Here is an 18,794-nt window from a genome sequence, read left to right on the forward strand (position 1 = left end):
GGAATGCGGCACGGGTCCGGCGCTATTCGGACGTCACGTTCAACATTCAACGACGCATGTCCGCTCCCGCCCGACCGGTCGGAAACGGACGCGGGATCACCCCGGTTCGACGTGTTCCGTTCAAGCGGCGATTACCGCACCATGGGACGGTGTCACCACGCCTACGCGCGTAGCACTTCCCCTGCACCCCCACGCGACAAGGGACTTGACTCATGCTCAGACGACTCGACGCCATCCGCCCGCTCGCCCTGGGAGCCGTCGCCCTGACGGTGCTCGCAGGCGTGGGAACCGCTCCCCACCGGGCGGAGGCCGCGCCCGCCGCCACCGTCACCAAGCACCGCGTGCTGTTCGACAACAGCAAGGCCGAGACCGCCGGAAACGCGGACTGGATCATCAGCACCAGCCAGCCGGACCCGCTCGCCCAGAACGCCAACCCCCAGTCCGAGAGCGACTGGACGGGCGCGATCTCCAGCTGGGGCGTCGCCCTGCAGAAGACGGGCCAGTACAGCCTCAAGACCCTCCCGAAGGGCTCCGCCATCACCTACGGGACGGGCGGCGCGCTGGACCTCGCCAACTTCGACGAGTTCGTCCTGCCGGAGCCCAACATCCGCCTCAGCGACGCCGAGAAGACGGCCGTCATGACGTTCGTCCAGAACGGCGGCGGACTGTTCCTGATCTCCGACCACACGGGCAGCGACCGCAACAACGACGGCTGGGACTCCCCCGCGATCATCAACGACCTGATGACCGCCAACTCCGTCAACAGCAACGACCCGTTCGGGCTCTCCGTCGACCTGCTCAACATCCAGACCGACAACCCGAGGGCCGTCAACGACGCCACCGACCCCGTACTGAACGGCCCGTTCGGCACCGTCACCGGCAGCATCATCCGCAACGGCACCACCTTCACCCTCAAGCCCGCCGACAACCCCTCCGTCAAGGGCATCGTCTACCGCACCGGCTACTCCGGCACCACCGGCGCCTTCTTCGCCACCGCGAGCTTCGGCAAGGGCCGTGTCGCCCTCTGGGGCGACAGCTCCGCCATCGACGACGGCACCGGCGAGTCGGGCAAGACCCTGTACGACGGCTGGAACGACCCGGCCGGCACCGACGCCGCCCTCGGCCTCAACGCCACCGCCTGGCTCGCCTCCGGCAGCGGGAGCGGCAGCACCGGCAGCGTCACCCTCACCAACCCGGGCGCCCGCACGGCCACCGCCGGAACGGCCACCAGCCTCCAGCTCTCCGCCGCCGACACCGCCGGCGGCACCCTGACGTACGGCGCCACCGGCCTGCCCGCCGGACTGAGCGTCAACACCGCGACCGGCCTGATCAGCGGCACCCCGACCACCGCCGGGACGTACTCCGTGACGGCCACCGCCACCGACTCCACCGGCCCGTCCGCCTCCGCCGCCTTCACCTGGACCGTCCAGCCCGCCGGCGGCGGCACCGGCTGCACCCCGGCGCAGCTGCTCGTCAACCCCGGCTTCGAGGCCGGCACCACCGCCGGCTGGACGGAGACCAACTCCAGCGGCGCCGGCAGCAACATCAACAGCGGCACCACCGAGCCGCCGCACTCCGGCACCTACGACGTCTGGCTGGACGGCTACGGCACCACCCACACCGACACCCTCGCCCAGACGGTGACCCTGCCGAGCGGCTGCAGCAGCTACACCTTCAGCTTCTGGCTGCACGTCGACACCGCCGAGCCCGCCACCAGCGCGTACGACAAGCTGACCGTCACGGCCAACGGCGCCACCATCGCGACGTACTCCAACGCCGATGCGGCCTCCGGCTACCAGCAGCACACCCTCAACCTGGCCGCGTACGCGGGCACGTCGGTGACCCTCAAGTTCACCGGCGCCGAGGACTACACCAAGCAGACCTCCTTCGTCCTGGACGACACCGCCGTCACCGTGGCGTGAGCCCGGAACGACCGGGGCCGGGGGGGCGCCCCCCCGCGGGGGGGCCCGCGCGCCCCCCCCCCCCCCCCCGGCCCCTTTTCGTCGGGAATTCCACCCCTCCCACATTCACCATTTTACCAGGGAATCGACGGAACGTCATATCCGTGAATTCCCTTGGAATTCCACCCGCGCATTCGCTAGATTGACCGTCCATGGCGACGCACACGGAATTATTCGTCGAATCCGGCGGCCTGCGGCTGTGGACCGAACGGTTCGATTCCCCCGGCGATCCGGCGGTTCTGCTGGTGATGGGCACGGCCGCCCCGGCCCCCGGCTGGCCGGAGGACCTGGTGGCCGCCCTGGTCGACGGCGGCCTCCAGGCCGTCCGCTACGACCACCGGGACACCGGCCGCTCCGACCACGTCGACTTCGCCGCGACCCCCTACTCCCTGGCCGGCCTCGCCGCCGACGCCGAGGCCGTCCTCGACGGCCACGGGCTGGCCGCCGCACACGTCGTCGGGGCCTCCCTGGGCGGCGCGATCGGCCAGTGGCTGGCCGTGCACCGGCCCCAGCGGGTCCTGACCCTGACCGCGATCATGACCGGCCCGATGGGCCACAGCCCCGGCCCCGCCTGGGCTCGCGCCCTGGCCGGCCAGGCCCCCGACCCGAGCGACCTGCCGCCGCCCTCCCCACGCTTCCTGGCGCACCTCACCCACCGCGCCACCCTGCCGCAGGGCACCCGCGAGGAGTACGTCGCGGCGAACCTGGAGACCTGGCGCATCCTCGGCGGCGAGGCGCTCCCCTTCGACGAGCCGGCCGCGCGCCGCTTCGTCGAGGCCTCCTACGACCTGACGGCCGACCACTCCTGCGCCCTCAACCACGACCTGGCCGGGCGCCGGCTCACCGATGACCGCCTCGCCCCACTCTCCGCCATCCAGGCCCCGACCCTCGTCCTCCACGGCACCGAGGACCCGCTGCGCCCGCTCCCGCACGGCCGCGCGCTCGCCGCGGAAATCCCCGAATCCCTGTTCCGGGAAATTCCGGGAATGGGCCACTCCTTCTTCTCCCCCGGAATTCCCCGACACATCGCCGCCCTCGTCCTGGAGCACCTGGGCCGCCACGCCCCACTGTCCTGACGCCCCATCCGTCACTGACGTCTCATCAACACCACTGCACACAAAGCCCCGAGGGAAGCGAGCCGGTCCAGCACGATCCGGACTGCGGGATTCAACTTGAGTCTGGACAGTGTGCGCCCACCCAAATACAGTGAGTCCCGAGCCTGCGGGGGCGGCACGGCGGGAGGGGCAGGGGGCCCCAGCAGTAGCGGCGGCATTCGCCGTGATCCGGGGTTTTCCAGCCATTCGAGGATTCATACCCTGAAGCGAGCCGTCCCACAGGGCCCGGAATTCAGCATCGGAAAACCGCCGAGAGCGGTTCCGACGTCAACTCGTTCACACCCACGGAGAATCCGGCATGCCACTCACGACTTCCGATCTCGCGAAGCTCAACGGAGCCACGATCGCCATCCAGTCGGCGTCCGCCCCGAACGTCTACCTGCGCATGGACGGAACGGGAGTCGTCACTCCCACCGCCTCCGGCGGGGGGACGGTCAACAGCCAGTCCGGCATCAACGTCTTCGCGGTGTTCCGGCTCCGGCCGCAGCCCGACGGCTCGTACGCCGTGGAGTCGGTCGCATACCCGAACGTGTTCCTGCGCATCGAGCCCGGTGCGATCTCCGCCGGCCAGCCCGTCGGCGGGAAGGTGAACTGCCAGGCCAGCATCGGGCCTTCCGAGAAGTTCTTCATCGTCGCCCAGCCCAACGGCACGCTCTCCTTCCTCTCCGCGGGCTTCCAGAACATCTACCTGCGCCTGGTGCCCGGCGCCGGCACCACCCCCGGGGGAACGGTGAACTGCCAGGTCGGGGTCGGCGCCCCGAACACCACGTTCATCCTCGACAAGGCCTGACAGGCCCGGGCCGACGAAACGCCCTCCCCTGCCGTCCACCGACCGATGGACGGCAGGGGAGGCCTCGCTGCCGCCGCACCTGGCCAGGACAAGATCCGCAGCGTGTAACAGCCGTGTATTAGCGGCCGGTTGGACGGAACGCATCAAGCGGGCGGGTGGTCCTGTTCAGCAGATTCGCCCGACAGTGAGGATAGAGACGATGCGCGTTCACCAGGTCACCTTCGCGGCCCTCGCCGTTGCCGCAGGGCTCGCGCTCACGGCCTGTCAGAACGACGACGCGGACCAGGCCAAGCCCGCCGCCCCCACCGCGACGGCCTCCACCCTGCCCACCGCCTCCACCCCCACCACGGCCGGGGCGACGCCCACGGGAACGAACAAGGTGTCCTCCTCCCCCGGCCCCACCCACACGAAGTCCGGCACCACCTGCGCGACCGGGGACCTGACGATCACCGCCACGGACCACACCATCGACGGGGACAAGGACCGCACCGTCGTGGTCGAGCTGAAGAACCACAGCGGCCACGACTGCGAGATCTCCGGTTACGCGGCCGTCACCCTGGACACCACCGCGGGGCCGCTGAACGCGGGCCAGTCCGGCGAGCCCGTCGTCCCGGGCGTCGTCAAGAACGGGAAGTCCACGTTCTTCGGCATCACCTACCCGAACAACAACTCCGGCGGCACCGGCGTCCGCATCACCAAGCTCGTCGTCTCCCCGCCCGGCGATCCCAAGTCCGTCACTCTCCCCTGGCCGGGCGCCGCCAGCCTGCCCGTCACCGACAAGGCCGGCTCCCCGGTGAAGATCGGCCCGATGGGCAGCGCCGGCCAGGGCGGCTGAGCCTCCGACGAGGAATGAACCCCCGGCCCCACGGTGTTGCCACGCGGGACATCCACGAGGGAGGGGGGCCGGCTTCCGGTGCTGGAACTGCGCGAGGTGCGGACGCTGTTGGCACTCGGGGAGGAACTGCACTTCGGGCGGGCCGCCGCCCGGCTGGGGGTGTCGCAGTCCCGGGTCAGCGAGACGCTGCGGGGCGTGGAACGGCGCATCGGGGGCCGGCTGTTCGAACGCACCAGCCGTCAGGTCGGCCTCACCGCCCTGGGCGCGGGCCTGCTCGAACGGCTGCGGCCCGTCCACGAGGAGCTGGCCGCCGCGTACGCCGAGGCCGTGGCCCTGGCCCGCGGCGCGGGCGGGACCGTCCGGCTGGGCTTCACCGGCGCGGCCGGCGGGGCGTACGCGGCGGGGCTGATCCGCGCCGGACGGGAGCACGCACCGGACTGCGAGCTGGTGCTGCACGAGGTGGCCTGCGGCGACCTGCTCGGCCCGCTGCGCCGGGGCGAGGTCGACGCCCTGGTGGTGCGGCTGCCGATCGAGGAGCCGGACCTCACGGTCGGGCCGCTGATCGGGCGGGAGTCCCGCCTGCTGGCCGTCGCCCTGGACCATCCGCTCGCGGGCCGCGCCTCGGTCTCCATCGAGGAGGCCGCCCTGGAGACGGTCTTCGCCCTGGCCAACACCGCGCCCGCCTACTGGCGGGACTTCCACCTCCCGCTGTCGACCCCCGCCGGGCACGCCCTGCGCCGGGGCCCGGAGGTGCGGACCTGTCAGGAGATCCTCACCCTCGTCGCCGCCGGAGTGGGCGTGGCACCACTGGCGGAGTCGGTCGCCCGCCACTACGCGCAACCCGACGTCGCCTTCGTCCCCGTCCACGACCTGCCCGCCGCCCCCGTCGCACTGATCTGGCGCACGGCGCAGGAGACGGCCGCCATCCGCGCACTGGCCCGCAGCGCGGAGCTGCTGGCGCAGGAGACGCGTCAGGCGTGACGGACCCTCGACCGGCCCGGTGTGCGGGCCGGGCGGGGTTGCGGGCAGGGGCGTCGGCGGCGGCAGCACGGGGCGGCCTCGCCGACCGCGTTCAGCGGCAGGAGCATCACGACCACCGGGGGCGGCTGCTCCCCGGTCTCCCCGGTCTCCCCGGTCTCCCCGGTCTCCCCGGTCTCCCCGGGGCGGCTCCCGTCCGGCTGATCGGCTCCGCCGCCGGGGACGGCACGCGCGGCGCGGAGGAACCGCTCCAGCTTCGGGGTCCCCAGGCCGAGCGCCTCCGCGAGCTGCTGGACGGAGCGGCGCTGCGGCCGGCGCACCCGGCCCCGCTCGATGTCGCTGATCGTCCTCACACTGACCCGGGACCGCCGGGAGAGCTCCTCGTGCGTGAGTCCCGCTTCACGGCGGAGCGTCCTCAGCATCCCCCCGAACGCCGAATCCCCTTGCTGTGCCTTCGACATGTCACCCCCCAAGAATCCTGGCCCCGTGTGAGCGCTCCCACGGGCATGCGGAGCGTAGCAGCGCCTCATGTCCAGGTCAGCCGCGACACGCGCGACCGGACGTGACGGCGCCTCAGGACGAGGCGCGGACCGTCAGTTCGGTGGGAAGGGTCACCTGGCGGCGCGGGCGGCCGGGTTCGGCGATCTCCTCGATCAGGATGCGGGCCATCAACCGGCCCATGGACTGGGTGGGTTGGCGAACGCTGGTGAGGGGCGGCTCGGTGCTCCGGGCGATGACGGAGTCGTCGAAGCCGACGACCGCCACGTCCTCCGGCACGCGCCGCCCCGCCTCCCGCAGTGCCAGGAGCGCGCCCACGGCCGTCAGGTCGGAGGCGCAGAACACGGCGTCGAGGGCGGGCGTTTCGGCCAGGAGCCGGCGCATCGCCGCGTAGCCGCCCGCCTCGGTGAAGTCCCCGTGGGCGACGAGCGCCTCCTCCGGGGTGAGGCCGGCCTCCGCGAGCGCCTCGCGGTAGCCCGCCAGGCGTGCGACGGCCGCCTCCATGTCGAGGGGGCCCGTGATGGTGGCGACGGCCGTCCTGCCTCGGGCCGCCAGGTGGCGGGCGGCCGACCGGGCCCCGCCCGCGTTGTCGCCGTGGACGTAGCTCAGCGTCTCCCGTTCGCTGCGGCGGCCGCCCAGGACGGTCGGCAGCCCGAGCCGTTCGAGCTGGTCGGGCAGCGGGTCGCCCTGGCGCACCGAGGCCAGGATCAGGCCGTCGACCCGGCGCGCGGTGAGGTAGCGCGCCAGGCGCTCGCGCTCGCGCTCGGTGCGGACCAGGGTCAGCAGCAACTGCAGGTCAGTGGAGGCGAGTTCGTCGGAGATCCCCGCGATGACATCCGCGAAGTACGGTTCCGACCTCAGCCGTTCGAAGCCCTCCGGGACGACCAGGGCGATGACGTCGCTGCGCGAGGTCACCAGGGACCGGGCCGCCTGGTTGGGGGTGTAGCCGAGATCGGCGACGGCACTCTCCACAGCCTCCCTGGCCTTGGCGCTGACCTTGGGCGAGCCGTTGACGACCCGGGACACCGTCCCCCGGCTCACTCCGGCGCGGGCGGCCACGTCCTCCACCGTCGGTCGCGCGGACGGCCGGGTGGACGGCCCGGCGCTTCCGGCGCCCGGCCGCTCGGTTCGGGACATGATCACACTCCGTGCGGCTCACTCTCGGGAGCGGCCATCGTACACGGCGTGAGAGCGCTCCCACCGGACCGCGCCCGTCCGCCCGTCCGCCCGGTCGTCCGGCCGGACGACCGGGCGCGGCCGTCGGAGCGGCCGTCAGAGGGGCATGCCCTGCCAGGGGCCGAAGGAGGTGGGCGCCGTGCCCGTGCGGTAGTAGACGCGGCCGTCCGTGCCGATGGCGAACACGTACAGGGCGCCGCCGCCGTCGACGAGCGCGCTCGGGTAGTCGAGGACGGTGCCGCCGAGGTCCTGCCAGGGGCCGTAGCCGGAGTTGGGGGCGTTCTGGGCGGTGGTGCTCACGCCGCCGCCCGCGTTGCGCTCGAACAGGACGACCTGCCCGCCGAGGGTGGCCGTCGCCGGCTCGCCCACGCCCTTGTGGCCGCCGAGGTTGACCGGGGACGGGCTCCACGCCCCGCCGAGCTGGGTCTGGTAGCTGACCAGCATCGCGCCGGTGCCGGCCTCCCGGTAGGCGAGTTCGATGCGGCCGTCCTGGTCGAGCGCCGCCCTGGGCGGGCTGGCCGGGTGGGCGTTCGGGACGGCGACCGGGCCGTTGAAGGCGTCGTTGGGCCTGGTCTGCCACCAGTTGAGGATCTCGCCGCGGGTGCTGGCGAAGACCTCGATCCTCCCGGTGCCGTTGAGGATCGCGGTGACCGGGTCCTGGATGTCGGTGCCCTTCAGGTCCTCCCAGGTGGTCGTCCAGGCGCCGTTCGGGCTGGTCTGCCGGATGGTGCTGAGGCCGCCGCCGCCGTTCTTGACGAAGAGTTCCAGCCGGCCGTCCTGGGAGGCGACCACCGCGGGCACGCCGACCTGGTCCGCGTTGGTGAGCCCGGCGTTCGGGTTGCCGAGGTCGGCCCAGCTGTTGCGCCACACGCCGTTGGGCGCGACCTGCGGGACGGAGACGATGCGGTGGTCGTCCAGGCGGCGGGCGAAGACCTCCAGCCGGCCGTCCGCGTTGGTGCCGACGGCGATGCCCGGCGCCAGGCGGCCGCCCGGGTCGGCGAACGTCGCCGGCCCGGCCCAACTGCCGTCCCCCTGGCGCCAGTACGTGTAGAGAGCGCCCGCCCGGACGACGAAGACCTGCGGGCGGCCGTCCCGGTTCAGCGCGGCCCAGGAGGTGCCCCGCGACCAGCGGTAGTACATCCGGGAGAACCAGGAGGTCTCGTAGTTCCCCGAGTGGTCGTGGCTGGCGTACTCGGAGACGATCACGCCCTTGGTGCCGACCGTCGCCGGGTCCAGGTTCTCCGGGGCGTCGCCGATGTTGTAGTCCCGGTAGTTCACCTGGATCAGCGAGCCGCCGTACTGACGCGCCGCCACGCCCGCGAACTTCGCGGCCGAGATGTGGTCCGCGTGGTCGCTCTTGTAGCGGGTGTCCGGGAGTTCGTCCTGGGCCCGGAGCACGGTGGGCCGGTACGTCCCCATGATCTGCCTCAGCACCTCGACGACGTCCGCGCCCGTGTACGTCGACGGCCCGGACAGCGGGCTGCCCTTCGGGACGACCGTCGTGTCGGTGCCGCCGTTCAGCACGTTGGCGAGCCCGGCGTCGTGCAGGTTGAGGAAGATCAGGTGCACCGACCGGTCCTTGAGCATGTACCGCTCGACCTGCTTGCCCGCGACCGTCCACGCCTCGACGATCCAGTGCCCGATCTCGTCGGTGGCCGGGTCGTTGTCGCCGACCCCGGCCATCCGGGAGTAGGCGTTGACGGCGCCCATCTGGCGGTTCCAGGTCCGCAGCGGGTCGCCTTCGGGGTCGTAACAGCCGCCCACGCACGGGTCGCCGGTGATGTTCCCGGCGGTGACGAACACCGTGACGGACGGGGTGCCGTTGCCGATCGCGTTGGACAGGTCCGGGTTCATGAACAGGATGTCGTCGTCCTCGTGGGCGACGACCTGCATGAACAGCGGCCCCGAGTCGGCGGCCAGGCCCCTGGCCGGGTCCGCCGCCGGGCCCGTGGCCGCGACGGCGCGCGGCGCGGCGCCCTTGGCGAGGACGGGTACGGCGAGGGCGGTGAGTGCGAAGGAGGTCAGCAGTTGCCGTCGTCCGATGGCCATGTGGGTACCCCTGATCCGAGATCGGCATGCGGTCACGCCGGGCGGGAATTGACGTAATTACGGGCAGGAAATGCCCGAGAAGGTATATCGCAATTCCGTCGGGCGCGACAGACGATGGGAGTACGATCAAGCCACCCTGTCCTTTTCCCGCCGATCGGGCCCGGATCAGGGCGAGGATTTTTCCGCTCCACGGGCCACATCATCCCTGGTCACGCTGTTTCTGCGGGAACTTCCCCATGGTTTCCGCCTGGTCTTCCTCCTGGCGGAACCCGGGTCGGCGGTGATTTCATCGTGACCGGCGGACGGGCTCCGGAATTCCTCGACGATCTCCGGGATACCCGTTCTCCGGGGAACGGATTTCCCGTATTCGGCGGAACTCACCGACGCTCCCGGCGCCCCTGAACCCTCAGCCCGGCCAGGGCGAGGAGGGCGAGGGCCATGACCGCGAGGCCGTACACGGTGGCGGTGGTCCTCAGTCCGACGCGGCCCACCGCCACCCCGGCGGCGACGGCCGGGAGGCTGAAGCCCAGGTAGCAGACCACGTACATCCCGGCCATCAACCGGGCGCGCTCCCCGGGCGCGGCCAGCGGGCCGACGGTCTGGAAGGCGCCGAGGAAGCCCGTCCCGAAGCCGTACCCGGCGATCACCGTGCCGAGGAAGAACAGCGGGGCCGAGGCCGCGGCCAGGGCGCCGAGGGTGGTGCCGACGCCGAGGAGGAAGGCCAGGAAGCCGAGGGTCGTCGTCCGTCGGGGCGGCCGGTCGCGGCGCAACAGGGAGCCGACCGCGCCGGTGCCGGTGAGGGCGAAGACGACCAGGCCGCCGGCCACGTGGTTCGTCAGGTGCAGGACGCCGGCCGCGATCGAGGGGCCGAGCGACATGTAGAGCCCGCCGAGCGCCCAGACGGCGAACAGGCAGGGCACCACGGCGAGGAACAGCGGCCCGGCCTGCGGGGGCACGCCCAGACGCGGCGCCAGGGAGGCCAGGGCGCCCGGGCGGCGCGGCGAGGTCTCGGCGATCGCGGGGACGCACAGCGCGCAGAGGGCGAACGCGCCGAGCAGCAGCGCGTACACGAGGGTGCGCGGGTGGGGCGCGTACTGGACGAGCAGTCCGGCGCCGAGCGCGCCCAGGGCGAGGCCGGTGATCGGCGCGGTGCTGTTGACCAACGGGCCCAGCCGGGGCTGCCGTTGGGGCTGGAGGTCGAGCAGCGCGGCGCTGGTCGCCCCGGTGGCGGCGCCGGTGGCGAGGCCCTGCACGACGCGGGCGGCGAGCAGCCAGGCGACGCCGTCGGCACGGATGAACAGCGCCATGGAGGCGATCTCGGCGACGAGCGCGGCGAGCAGCACGGGCCGCCGCCCGACGTGGTCGGAGAGCCCTCCGACCACGAGCAGGGCGGCCAGCAGCGCCAGGGCGTAGGCCGCGAAGACCCCGGTCAGGGCGAGCGGGGAGAAGTGCCAGCGGGCCTGGTAGACGACGTACAGCGGGGAGGGCGCGCTGGAGGCGAACATCAGCAGGCCCTGGGTGGCGGCGACGAGCCAGAAGGCCGCCGGCCCGCGCAGCCCGCGGGGCGCCTCCCCCGCGTACGGGCCGCTCCCCCGGGCCCCCGCTGCCGTGATCTGATCCTCCATCACACATCTCCCCTTTCCGACCTGCGACGATCCTGCGGCTCGCGGCGGGAGGTGATCAAGCACGACCTGCGGATCGACCGATCCGCCCGCCGGATCGCCGCGGGCCGCGGAGGCCTCAGCGGGGTCCGGGCCGCCCCGCTGTCCGGAAGGAGAGATTCCAGCCACCTGACGCTGCGTTCAAGTCGCTTGTACGGCCGGTCATTTCATAACCCTCTCTCCATCAAAACCGCACATGCCAGACTGACCGACGCCCTGAGAGGGGTGCGAGGAAGTACGAGAAAAGTACAACGCCGCCCCGGGCCGTCAGAGGCCCCGGAAGCGCGGCGTCCACGCACGTGAGAGGGGAACAGTGGCACCGCAGGAATCCCTGCTCAAGACGTATGGGGACCGCTCCTACCGGCACGTGACCATGGCCCGGCACCAGGGCACGACCATCGCCTTCGCGATGGACTCCGCCCGTCGAATCGTCTACTCGGTGCTGGACCTGTCCGGCCAGCAGACCAAGGGCGAGATCGACTCGGCGTACTGGAGCGAGAACCCGGCCGAGCTGGCCTTCCCCCGGGAGATCGCCGAGGTCGGGTTCGCCGTCGTCGGGGCGACGTCGATGCCGACGGTCAAGCGCGGCGGGGCGGAGGCGGGCCCCGACGAGCGGCCGCTGCCCGCCGAGACCGACCCGTTCCTGTCCACGACGGCGCGGCTGACGGCCGACGCCCCGTTCCACGTGGTCTCGGACGGCACGTACGTGGTGGTCCTGCGCCAGTCCATCGGCGCGACGGACCCCGGCGCGGTGTACAAGCTGACCGGCCGCGGCTCCTCGGGCGACGCGGGCCGCACCGACTACGAGCTCGACGGCACCAAGAAGATCCCTCTGGTGGACAACACCCTGCTGTGCGACCGGTTCCTGCTGGTCGACGGCAAGCTCAAGCCCGTCCTGGAAGTGCGCTTCAAGCGCAGCAGGCACGCCACCAACCCCGACTCGGCCAAGGACAGCCTCGGCACCGAGGACATGGAGGGCCGCCCCTTCCACGAGCCCACCCAGGAGCTGTCCTTCGTCCGGAACCTGACCCGGGGCCGCTTCGCCGCCGTGCTCGTGCCGACCGCGATCGGCAACGTGCAGCGCTGGCAGCTGTTCACCCACAACGACGCCACCGGGCGGGTCGACTGCTTCAACATCGAGCAGAGCGCCCAGGGCCTGTTCAACACCCTCGGCACCCGCTTCTACACCAGCCCGGACGCGGCCTACCGCGACTCGGTGTTCGAGCGCAGCCCGGGCACCTGTCCGTTCACCGGGCGTGAGCTGGTCCCGGTGACGGGCACCGAGGGGTACGCGGAGACGGCGCTGCGGCTCACCGGCACCGACCCGTGCGTCGACCTCGGCGATCCGGCGGCGCTGCGCTTCGGGGGCAAGGCGTACTCGATCGAGGCCTGGATCAAGCCGAGTTCCCTCAACGGCCCGGTGCTCGGCCGCGCCGGCGAGTACCAGCTGTCCGTGGACGCCACCGGCGCGGTGACCCTCACCCACACCGGGGCGCCCACCCCGCTGACCTCCACCGAGACCGTCCCCACCGACGTCTACACCCACATCGCCGCCACCTTCGACGGCAAGACGGCGAAGCTGTACGTCAACGGCAGGCCGACGGGCAGCGGCCCGCTGCCGTTCACCCCGGTCACCGGCGTGAAGACCCTGATCGGCCAGGACGGTTCGGGCGGCCGCTTCGACGGCGACCTCGACGAGCTCCGGGCCTGGAACCGGGTGCGCACCGAGGCCGAGCTCGTCGAGTCCATGAACTACCGGCTGATCGGCAACGATCCGGGCCTGGTGGCCTACTACCGCTTCGACGAGGGCTCGGGCACCACCGCCTACGACCAGACGGACAACGCCGTGCACGGCACGCTCAAGGGCGGCGCGACGTGGACGGGCTCGGACGCCCCGGTCGGCGACCACCCCGGGGTGCGGCGCGACAGCTTCACCCTCGACGGGCGCACGGTGGAGTCCGGCCTGTCGGCCGTGCTCTACCACCAGCAGGAGAACGTCGTCGCCGGGTACCGCCCCGACCCCAAGCCGGCCAAGCGGCAGGCCCGCGTGATGCTGGCTTTCGTCGCCAAGGACGCCAAGAACGCCCAAGGCACCCAGGGCGCCCAGGGCCCGTCCATGGCCGCCCTGGACTTCGCCGTCGGCCGCGACGGCCGGCTCGCCCAGGCCCCGGACGTCCTGACCCCGGCGGCGCTGACGCGGCCGGTCAAGGGGCAGGACTCGGAGCAGATCAGCGCCCTGCAGCAGCAGATCAAGCGGCTGGAGCCGGAGATCGCCGACCTGCAGCGCCAGATCGCCGCGCTGGCCGGGTTGGCCGGCAAGGCGGCCGACTACCAGGCGGAAATCGACCGGACGAAGCCGGGGTTCGAAGACCTGGAGCGGCGGTACCTCGCCGAGAAGGACCTGGTGGAGAGCTACCGCTTCCAGTTGCGCCTCAAGACCGAGCGCGTGCTGCCGAACGGCTACCCGTGCAAGTGGCTGGACGGCGGCCGCACCGGCCCGACCGAAGGCATCGTGGTCTTCAGGGAAGACCAGCTGATGGCCGGGCACAGCAGGACGACGTGGACGCTGGAGCCCGTCGGCGAGAGCCAGGACGGCAGGCCCTGCTACCGGTTCGTCGCCGACGGCTCGGCGGGGCTGTACATGCGCGTCGTCGGCGACTCGACGGCCGAGAACGCCAAGGTGATACTGGCCTGCAACCACGGGTTCAACCCTTCCGCGCAGTTCGTGCTGATCACCGACAACCCGGACGTCACCGCCACGCGCGAGGTCCGCATCGTCAACCGGAAGAGCCGGCTCGCGATCAGTTCGCCCTCCACCATCCCGGACGGCCTCGTCTACCAGTCGAGCGAAGGCCTCAAGGCGGCAACGGGCCTGTTCCTCCTGGTCAACCTCGGACTGCGGTCGGGGCTGGACAAGCAGTACGCCGCGGCCAAGCCAGCGATGGACGAGCTGCGCCGCAACCTCCAGGCCGCACTCACGGCCAAGCAGCGCACCGCCGAACTGCAGCTCGCGCTCACCGCCCGGCAGGTCGAACTCCAGGACGCCCAGGCCAAGTTGGCCGCCCTGTCGAACGTCGCGCAGGGCGACGACGACCTGACGCTCGCCATGCCGCTGCTCTCGGTGGACGCCACCGGCCTGAGCCTGTCCGGCTGTCTGCTCGACTTCGCCCGGGGCACCGACCGGCCCACCCTGCTGGACAGTGGCACCGGAAACCTCGTGCTGTACTTCCGCGGGGTCAACGGCCAGTTCTTCGCGGTGTACTACGACACCGCCGTCGTCCGGGGCACCCGGACGCTGGTCGCGGACAGCGGCACGCTCGCCTTCTTCGCCCGCGACCCGGCCGTCGCCCTGGACCCGGCCACCGTCCGGATCGACGACGGCGACGCCCCCGACCGCTGCGACCTGACCGTCACCGTCGGCACGGTCACCGAGACCTGGAAGTCCCTGCCGCGCAAGGCCGACCAGCTGGCCGCCGCGCTGGCCGGGAACCCCGGCCGTCCGACCACGCTCGGCGCGGTCGCCAAGGTCACGGGCACCACGGTGGAGTTCACCTCCGCCACCACCGTCCGCGTCCCGGCCAAGGCCCACCTGCTCATCGGCAGCCTCAACTACGCGGCCTCCGCCGATGCCCCGGTCGGTGCCAAGACCCTCACCCTCACCTCGGCGGGCACCGCGATCAAGCCCGGCGACAAGGTCAGCCTCGTCTCCTACGACTCGGGCCGGGCGGAGTCCACCCGCCCCGGGGTCCTGCTCTCCGCCGGCTCCCGGCTGATCGGGCTGACCACCAACGGGGTCGACTCCGTGCCCAACGGCACGGCCAAGGCCTCCGTCACCGGTCGCGGCTGCCGCTGGCGGGCCGAAATGCCCGGCCGCGCCTTCCAGTTCGACGGCAAGGACCAGTACCTGACGCTGCCCGCCGCCAAGCAGCAGGCCGTCACCCCGACCGGCGACCTGAGCCTGGAGGCCTGGGTCAACCCCGAGAACGGGCAGGGCCGCCTCGTCCACGGCCGGACGGACGGGGCGAACTACTCCCTGGCGCTCGCCGCCGCCGGTCTCCCGGTGTGGCAGTTCCTCGGCAACTCCAGGGTGGAGCTGGCCGGTTCGCTCGACCTGTCGAACCGCGACTTCACCGTCGAACTGTGGGCCAAGCGCGACAGCGTCCGCGGCGTCCGGGAACCGCTGCTGACCCACGGCCTCCTGGCGGGCGGCCAGGTGGACCGGACGCTGCACCTGCACTTCGAGCCCAACGGCACCTTCGGCTTCGGGCTGTACGGTGACGACCTGACCACCACCGAGGCCTACACCGACCTGGAGTGGCACCACTGGGCGGTGGTGTACCGCAACGCCACCCGCGAGCGGTTCGTCTACCGGGACGGCGTCCAGGTCGCCAAGGACGTCGCCAAGGGGGCGTACCTCGGCAACGGGCCGCTGATCCTGGGCCAGCAGCCGTTCAGCAGCGCCTCCCTCTACGGCCAGATCGACGAGGTCCGCGTCTTCGACCGCGTCCGCACCCCGCAGGAGATCCTCGCCCAGCGGTTCCAGCGGCTGTCCGGCCTGGAGCCCGGGCTGCTGGGCCACTGGAACTTCGAGGGGACGAACGACACCTCCTCGCCGATCAAGGGCTACCAGGTGGTCGCCCGGGTCGGCGGCCAGGCGATGCGGTCCGCCGAACGCTTCCCGTGCAACGAGTGGGGCCACGTCGCCGCGACCTTCACCCAGTCCTGGGCCGTGCGCCTGGACGGCGGCGAGGGCCTGCTGGTGGCCCACCAGGACTCGCTGAACATCCTGGAGGACCTCACCATCGAGGCGTTCGTCCAGGTCGAGCAGCTGGGCAGGCCCGCCGTCCTGGTCGGCAAGGGATCGGTGGTCGACGGCGGCCGGGACGGCGTCCCGTACCAGCTGAGCATCCTGGCCGACGGCCGGCTGCAGTTCGCCTTCGCCGACGCCGACGGCAAGGCCACGCGGTTCACCTCCGGCCAGACCGTGACGCCCGGTGCCTTCCACCGGGTGACCGTGGTGAAGCAGCGCCAGCCCGACACCCTCGACACCGTCAAGTCGGCCGAGAGCAACCCGGCCACACCGACCGTCCGCGTCTACCTGTACCTCGACGGCAAGCTGGCCCTCACCACCCTGTGGGGCGGCGCGAGTTCCCAGGCCAACACCAGCCCGCTGGAACTGGGCCGGGGGCTGAAGGGCGTCCTGGGCGAGGTGCGGCTGTGGAACACCGCACGCACCGCCCCCCAGCTCGGTCTGCCGGTCGGCCCGCGCGACAAGGGGCTCGTGGCCTGCTGGCCGTTCAACGAGAACGCCGGCAACGTCAGCTCCGACCTCGGCGGCTCCTTCCCCGCGAAGCTGCGGGGCGCCCGCTGGACCCGCGACCCCGACCCGAAGGCGAGCATCCTGCGGCTGTACCGCAACGGCGAGCCGCTGACCGAGGGCACCACGACCGCCCAGGACCGCGACACCTCCGGCGACACCCAACTCACGCTGGGCGCCCGCCTGGTGGGCGGCAAGCCCACCGAGGTGCTGACCGGCACCCTGGAGGAGGTGCGGGTCTGGCGCACCGTCCGCACCCGGGAGCAGGTCTCCGACAACCTCTTCACCCGCCTGCGCGGGGACAAGCAGGACCTGCTCGGCTACTGGCCCTTCGACAAGGATTCCACCGCCCCCGGCACCACCTCGGTGCGTGACGAGGGCCTGCGCGGCAACGACCTGGGCTTCTCCGCGAGCCGGCCGAAGATCCTGCTCTCCACCGCGCCCATCTCCGCCGACACCGCCCAGGTGCGCTCGGCCCTCGCCGACGTGCGCACGCCCTTCCACAGCACCATCGCGGGCGCGCCCGGCGCCACCGAGTACGCCGACCTCCAGTACGACGCCCGGGGTCAGGCGATCGGCGTGCTCAAGCGCTGCTACGGCTTCGTCCGCGACGGCCGCTGGCACCTGATCACCGGCTACAAGGTGGGCGACCTGATCACCGAATGGGTCGGCCAGGCCCAGTTCGACCCGCAGCTCATGGGCTACATCGAGGGGGCGCCGCCCGTCCCGTCCGAGAACCTCACCGACAAGTCCGACGGCTACGGCGGCGCCTCCTCGGTGGAGTTCACCGAGGCCGACCAGGTAGTGCGCAGCCTGTCCTCCAGCAAGACCGAGAGCTTCAACACCGCCTTCAACCTCGCGGTCGGCGCCGAGACCGACGCCGGCGTCATGACGGTCTCCGCGCCGCTCGGTTTCGGCACCGCGACCCCGGCAGCCAGCTTCCAGCTGAAGCTCGCCACGACGGGCAGCCTGGAGCAGTCCAACTCCTGGAGCGAGGACACCAGGATCAGTCAGGGCACGAACACCGCCCGCAAGACCAAGCTGGCGCTGTCCGGGTACGTCGAGGACCCGGCCAGGGTGCTGAACTCCGCCGTCGGCCGCCGGTACGTGCCCGCCAACACCGGCATGGCGCTGGTCCAGTCGCAGACCGCCGACATCTTCGCGATGCGTCTGGCGCACACCGGCGCCCTGGTCGCCTACCGGATGCTGCCCAACCCGGACATCCCGCTGGACTGGAACATCATCCACTTCCCGATCAACCCCCGCTACACGAAGCAGGGCACCCTGGACGGCTCGGTCGGCTCCGACGACCGCGGCAAGGTCACCGATCCCGACTACCCCACCGCCACCGGCTACGGCGAGTACAGCTACTTCAAGCCGAGGGACGCCTACGCGCTCAAGCGCCGGATCACCCGTGAGCAGCAGCGGCTGCAGGCCTACTACGAGTCGATCTCGACCGAGATCGACCAGCGCACGGGCGTCGAGGCGGCCAAGGCGCAGGCCATGAAGGCCCTGCGCGAGATGAGCGTGATCCCCGAGCAGGTCAGCCGGCCCACCACCGCCGGCAGCAAGGCCTCGGGCGGCTTCTCGCGCCGGGACCTGGTCAACACCTACGTCTGGACGGCCCAGGGCGGCTTCTTCGCCGAGACCACCGAGGCCACCGACGCCATCAGCGAGACCACCTCCGGCTCCTACGACCTCAACGCCAAGGTCGGCCAGTCCTTCGACCTCAGTTTCGGCGTGGGCGTCTTCGGCTTCGGCATCCACCTCGACGCCTCCCGGGGCGGCAGTCTCAGCCTCACCCGGGCCAAGAGCAAGGACTCCACCCGCACCTTCGGCCTCGACGTCCAGTGCGCGCCGAACGGGGACCTCCAGCGGCGGGACAAGGACGGCAAACCCGTCTACGACGCGGCGGGCAAGCCGGTGCTGGTGCCGGGTAAGGTGGACGCGTACCGCTTCCTCACCTTCTACCTGGGCGAGAACAGCGCCAACTTCGACGACTTCTACAACAAGGTCGTCGACCCGCAGTGGCTGTCCAACAGCGACGCCCCCGACGCCGCCGCCCTGCGGCAGACCCGCCAGACCTCCGCCAAGCCCCCGTGCTGGCGCGTCCTGCACCGGGTCACCTACATCAGCCGGGTGCTCGCGCCCGTCCCGCCGCCCGGGGCGCCGCCGCTGGAGAAGGCGATGCGGGCCGAGAACATCGACAGCAACTACGAACTGATCCGGCGCCTCGAACCGTACGTCCGCCCCGCCGCCACCGACAGCCGCGCGCTGGCCACCGCCACCCGCGCCGCCCTCGCGGCCCAGCTGCCCGAACTCCTGCCCCACGCCCCGGAGATCATCGACTACCTGACCCGCTACTTCGGATTGGAGAACTGACCTCCGCTCCCCCGCCCCGCCCGCCCGCCGCA

10 protein-coding genes are annotated in these 18,794 nt (G+C 71.9%); 6 read left to right on the top strand and 4 right to left on the bottom strand.

Annotation, left to right across the window (positions count from 1 at the left end):
- Positions 1 to 212: 212 nt before the first annotated feature.
- The 5 genes from ACIRRS_RS00610 (at position 213) to ACIRRS_RS00630 (ending at position 5,682) form a co-directional block, all read left to right on the top strand.
- Positions 213 to 1,922, top strand: coding sequence for a putative Ig domain-containing protein (locus ACIRRS_RS00610; protein ID WP_402962689.1), 1,710 nt, complete (start codon positions 213 to 215; stop codon positions 1,920 to 1,922).
- A 191-nt stretch (positions 1,923 to 2,113) separates the two neighbouring features.
- The gene (locus ACIRRS_RS00615) at positions 2,114 to 3,037 is read left to right on the top strand and encodes an alpha/beta fold hydrolase (protein WP_402962691.1); all 924 of its coding nucleotides are present in this window, start codon (positions 2,114 to 2,116) and stop codon (positions 3,035 to 3,037) included.
- Between the two features lie 337 nt (positions 3,038 to 3,374).
- Positions 3,375 to 3,866 (top strand): fascin domain-containing protein, encoded by a 492-nt coding sequence (locus tag ACIRRS_RS00620; protein WP_402962694.1) that lies wholly within the window; start codon positions 3,375 to 3,377, stop codon positions 3,864 to 3,866.
- 199 nt (positions 3,867 to 4,065) lie between these two features.
- Positions 4,066 to 4,701 (top strand): DUF4232 domain-containing protein, encoded by a 636-nt coding sequence (locus ACIRRS_RS00625; RefSeq protein ID WP_402962697.1) that lies wholly within the window; start codon positions 4,066 to 4,068, stop codon positions 4,699 to 4,701.
- 78 nt (positions 4,702 to 4,779) lie between these two features.
- Positions 4,780 to 5,682: a LysR substrate-binding domain-containing protein gene (locus tag ACIRRS_RS00630; protein WP_402962700.1), complete on the top strand. Its 903-nt coding sequence runs from the start codon at positions 4,780 to 4,782 to the stop codon at positions 5,680 to 5,682.
- Here ACIRRS_RS00630 and ACIRRS_RS00635 read toward each other — a convergent pair.
- The 4 genes from ACIRRS_RS00635 to ACIRRS_RS00650 form a co-directional block, all read right to left on the bottom strand.
- Positions 5,673 to 6,209 carry a helix-turn-helix domain-containing protein gene (locus tag ACIRRS_RS00635; RefSeq protein ID WP_402962702.1) on the bottom strand — a complete coding sequence of 179 codons (537 nt, stop codon included), beginning with the start codon at positions 6,207 to 6,209 and terminating at the stop codon, positions 5,673 to 5,675. The two genes, ACIRRS_RS00630 and ACIRRS_RS00635, sit on opposite strands and share 10 nt — an antisense overlap.
- 43 nt (positions 6,210 to 6,252) lie before the next feature.
- Positions 6,253 to 7,314: a LacI family DNA-binding transcriptional regulator gene (locus tag ACIRRS_RS00640; protein WP_402962705.1), complete on the bottom strand. Its 1,062-nt coding sequence runs from the start codon at positions 7,312 to 7,314 to the stop codon at positions 6,253 to 6,255.
- A gap of 135 nt (positions 7,315 to 7,449) precedes the next feature.
- Complete coding sequence (locus ACIRRS_RS00645; protein ID WP_402962707.1) at positions 7,450 to 9,402, bottom strand: PIG-L family deacetylase; 1,953 nt, start codon at positions 9,400 to 9,402, stop codon at positions 7,450 to 7,452.
- A 377-nt stretch (positions 9,403 to 9,779) separates the two neighbouring features.
- Positions 9,780 to 11,027 (bottom strand): MFS transporter, encoded by a 1,248-nt coding sequence (locus ACIRRS_RS00650; RefSeq protein WP_402962710.1) that lies wholly within the window; start codon positions 11,025 to 11,027, stop codon positions 9,780 to 9,782.
- Positions 11,028 to 11,376: 349 nt separating this feature from the next.
- Here ACIRRS_RS00650 and ACIRRS_RS00655 point away from each other — a divergent pair, with 349 nt between their 5' ends.
- Positions 11,377 to 18,762 carry a LamG-like jellyroll fold domain-containing protein gene (locus ACIRRS_RS00655; RefSeq protein WP_402962712.1) on the top strand — a complete coding sequence of 2,462 codons (7,386 nt, stop codon included), beginning with the start codon at positions 11,377 to 11,379 and terminating at the stop codon, positions 18,760 to 18,762.
- Positions 18,763 to 18,794: the final 32 nt, after the last annotated feature.

It is taken from the genome of Kitasatospora sp. NPDC101183 (genome assembly GCF_044767945.1).
Classification (GTDB): Bacteria; Actinomycetota; Actinomycetes; order Streptomycetales; family Streptomycetaceae; genus Kitasatospora.

Coding starts and splice junctions, on each gene's coding strand:
- ACIRRS_RS00610 (WP_402962689.1), top strand. CDS start 213: ATGCTCAGACGACTCGACGCCATCCGCCCGCTCGCCCTGGGAGCCGTC.
- ACIRRS_RS00615 (WP_402962691.1), top strand. CDS start 2,114: ATGGCGACGCACACGGAATTATTCGTCGAATCCGGCGGCCTGCGGCTG.
- ACIRRS_RS00620 (WP_402962694.1), top strand. CDS start 3,375: ATGCCACTCACGACTTCCGATCTCGCGAAGCTCAACGGAGCCACGATC.
- ACIRRS_RS00625 (WP_402962697.1), top strand. CDS start 4,066: ATGCGCGTTCACCAGGTCACCTTCGCGGCCCTCGCCGTTGCCGCAGGG.
- ACIRRS_RS00635 (WP_402962702.1), bottom strand. CDS start 6,209: ATGAGGCGCTGCTACGCTCCGCATGCCCGTGGGAGCGCTCACACGGGG.
- ACIRRS_RS00640 (WP_402962705.1), bottom strand. CDS start 7,314: ATGTCCCGAACCGAGCGGCCGGGCGCCGGAAGCGCCGGGCCGTCCACC.
- ACIRRS_RS00645 (WP_402962707.1), bottom strand. CDS start 9,402: ATGGCCATCGGACGACGGCAACTGCTGACCTCCTTCGCACTCACCGCC.
- ACIRRS_RS00650 (WP_402962710.1), bottom strand. CDS start 11,027: ATGGAGGATCAGATCACGGCAGCGGGGGCCCGGGGGAGCGGCCCGTAC.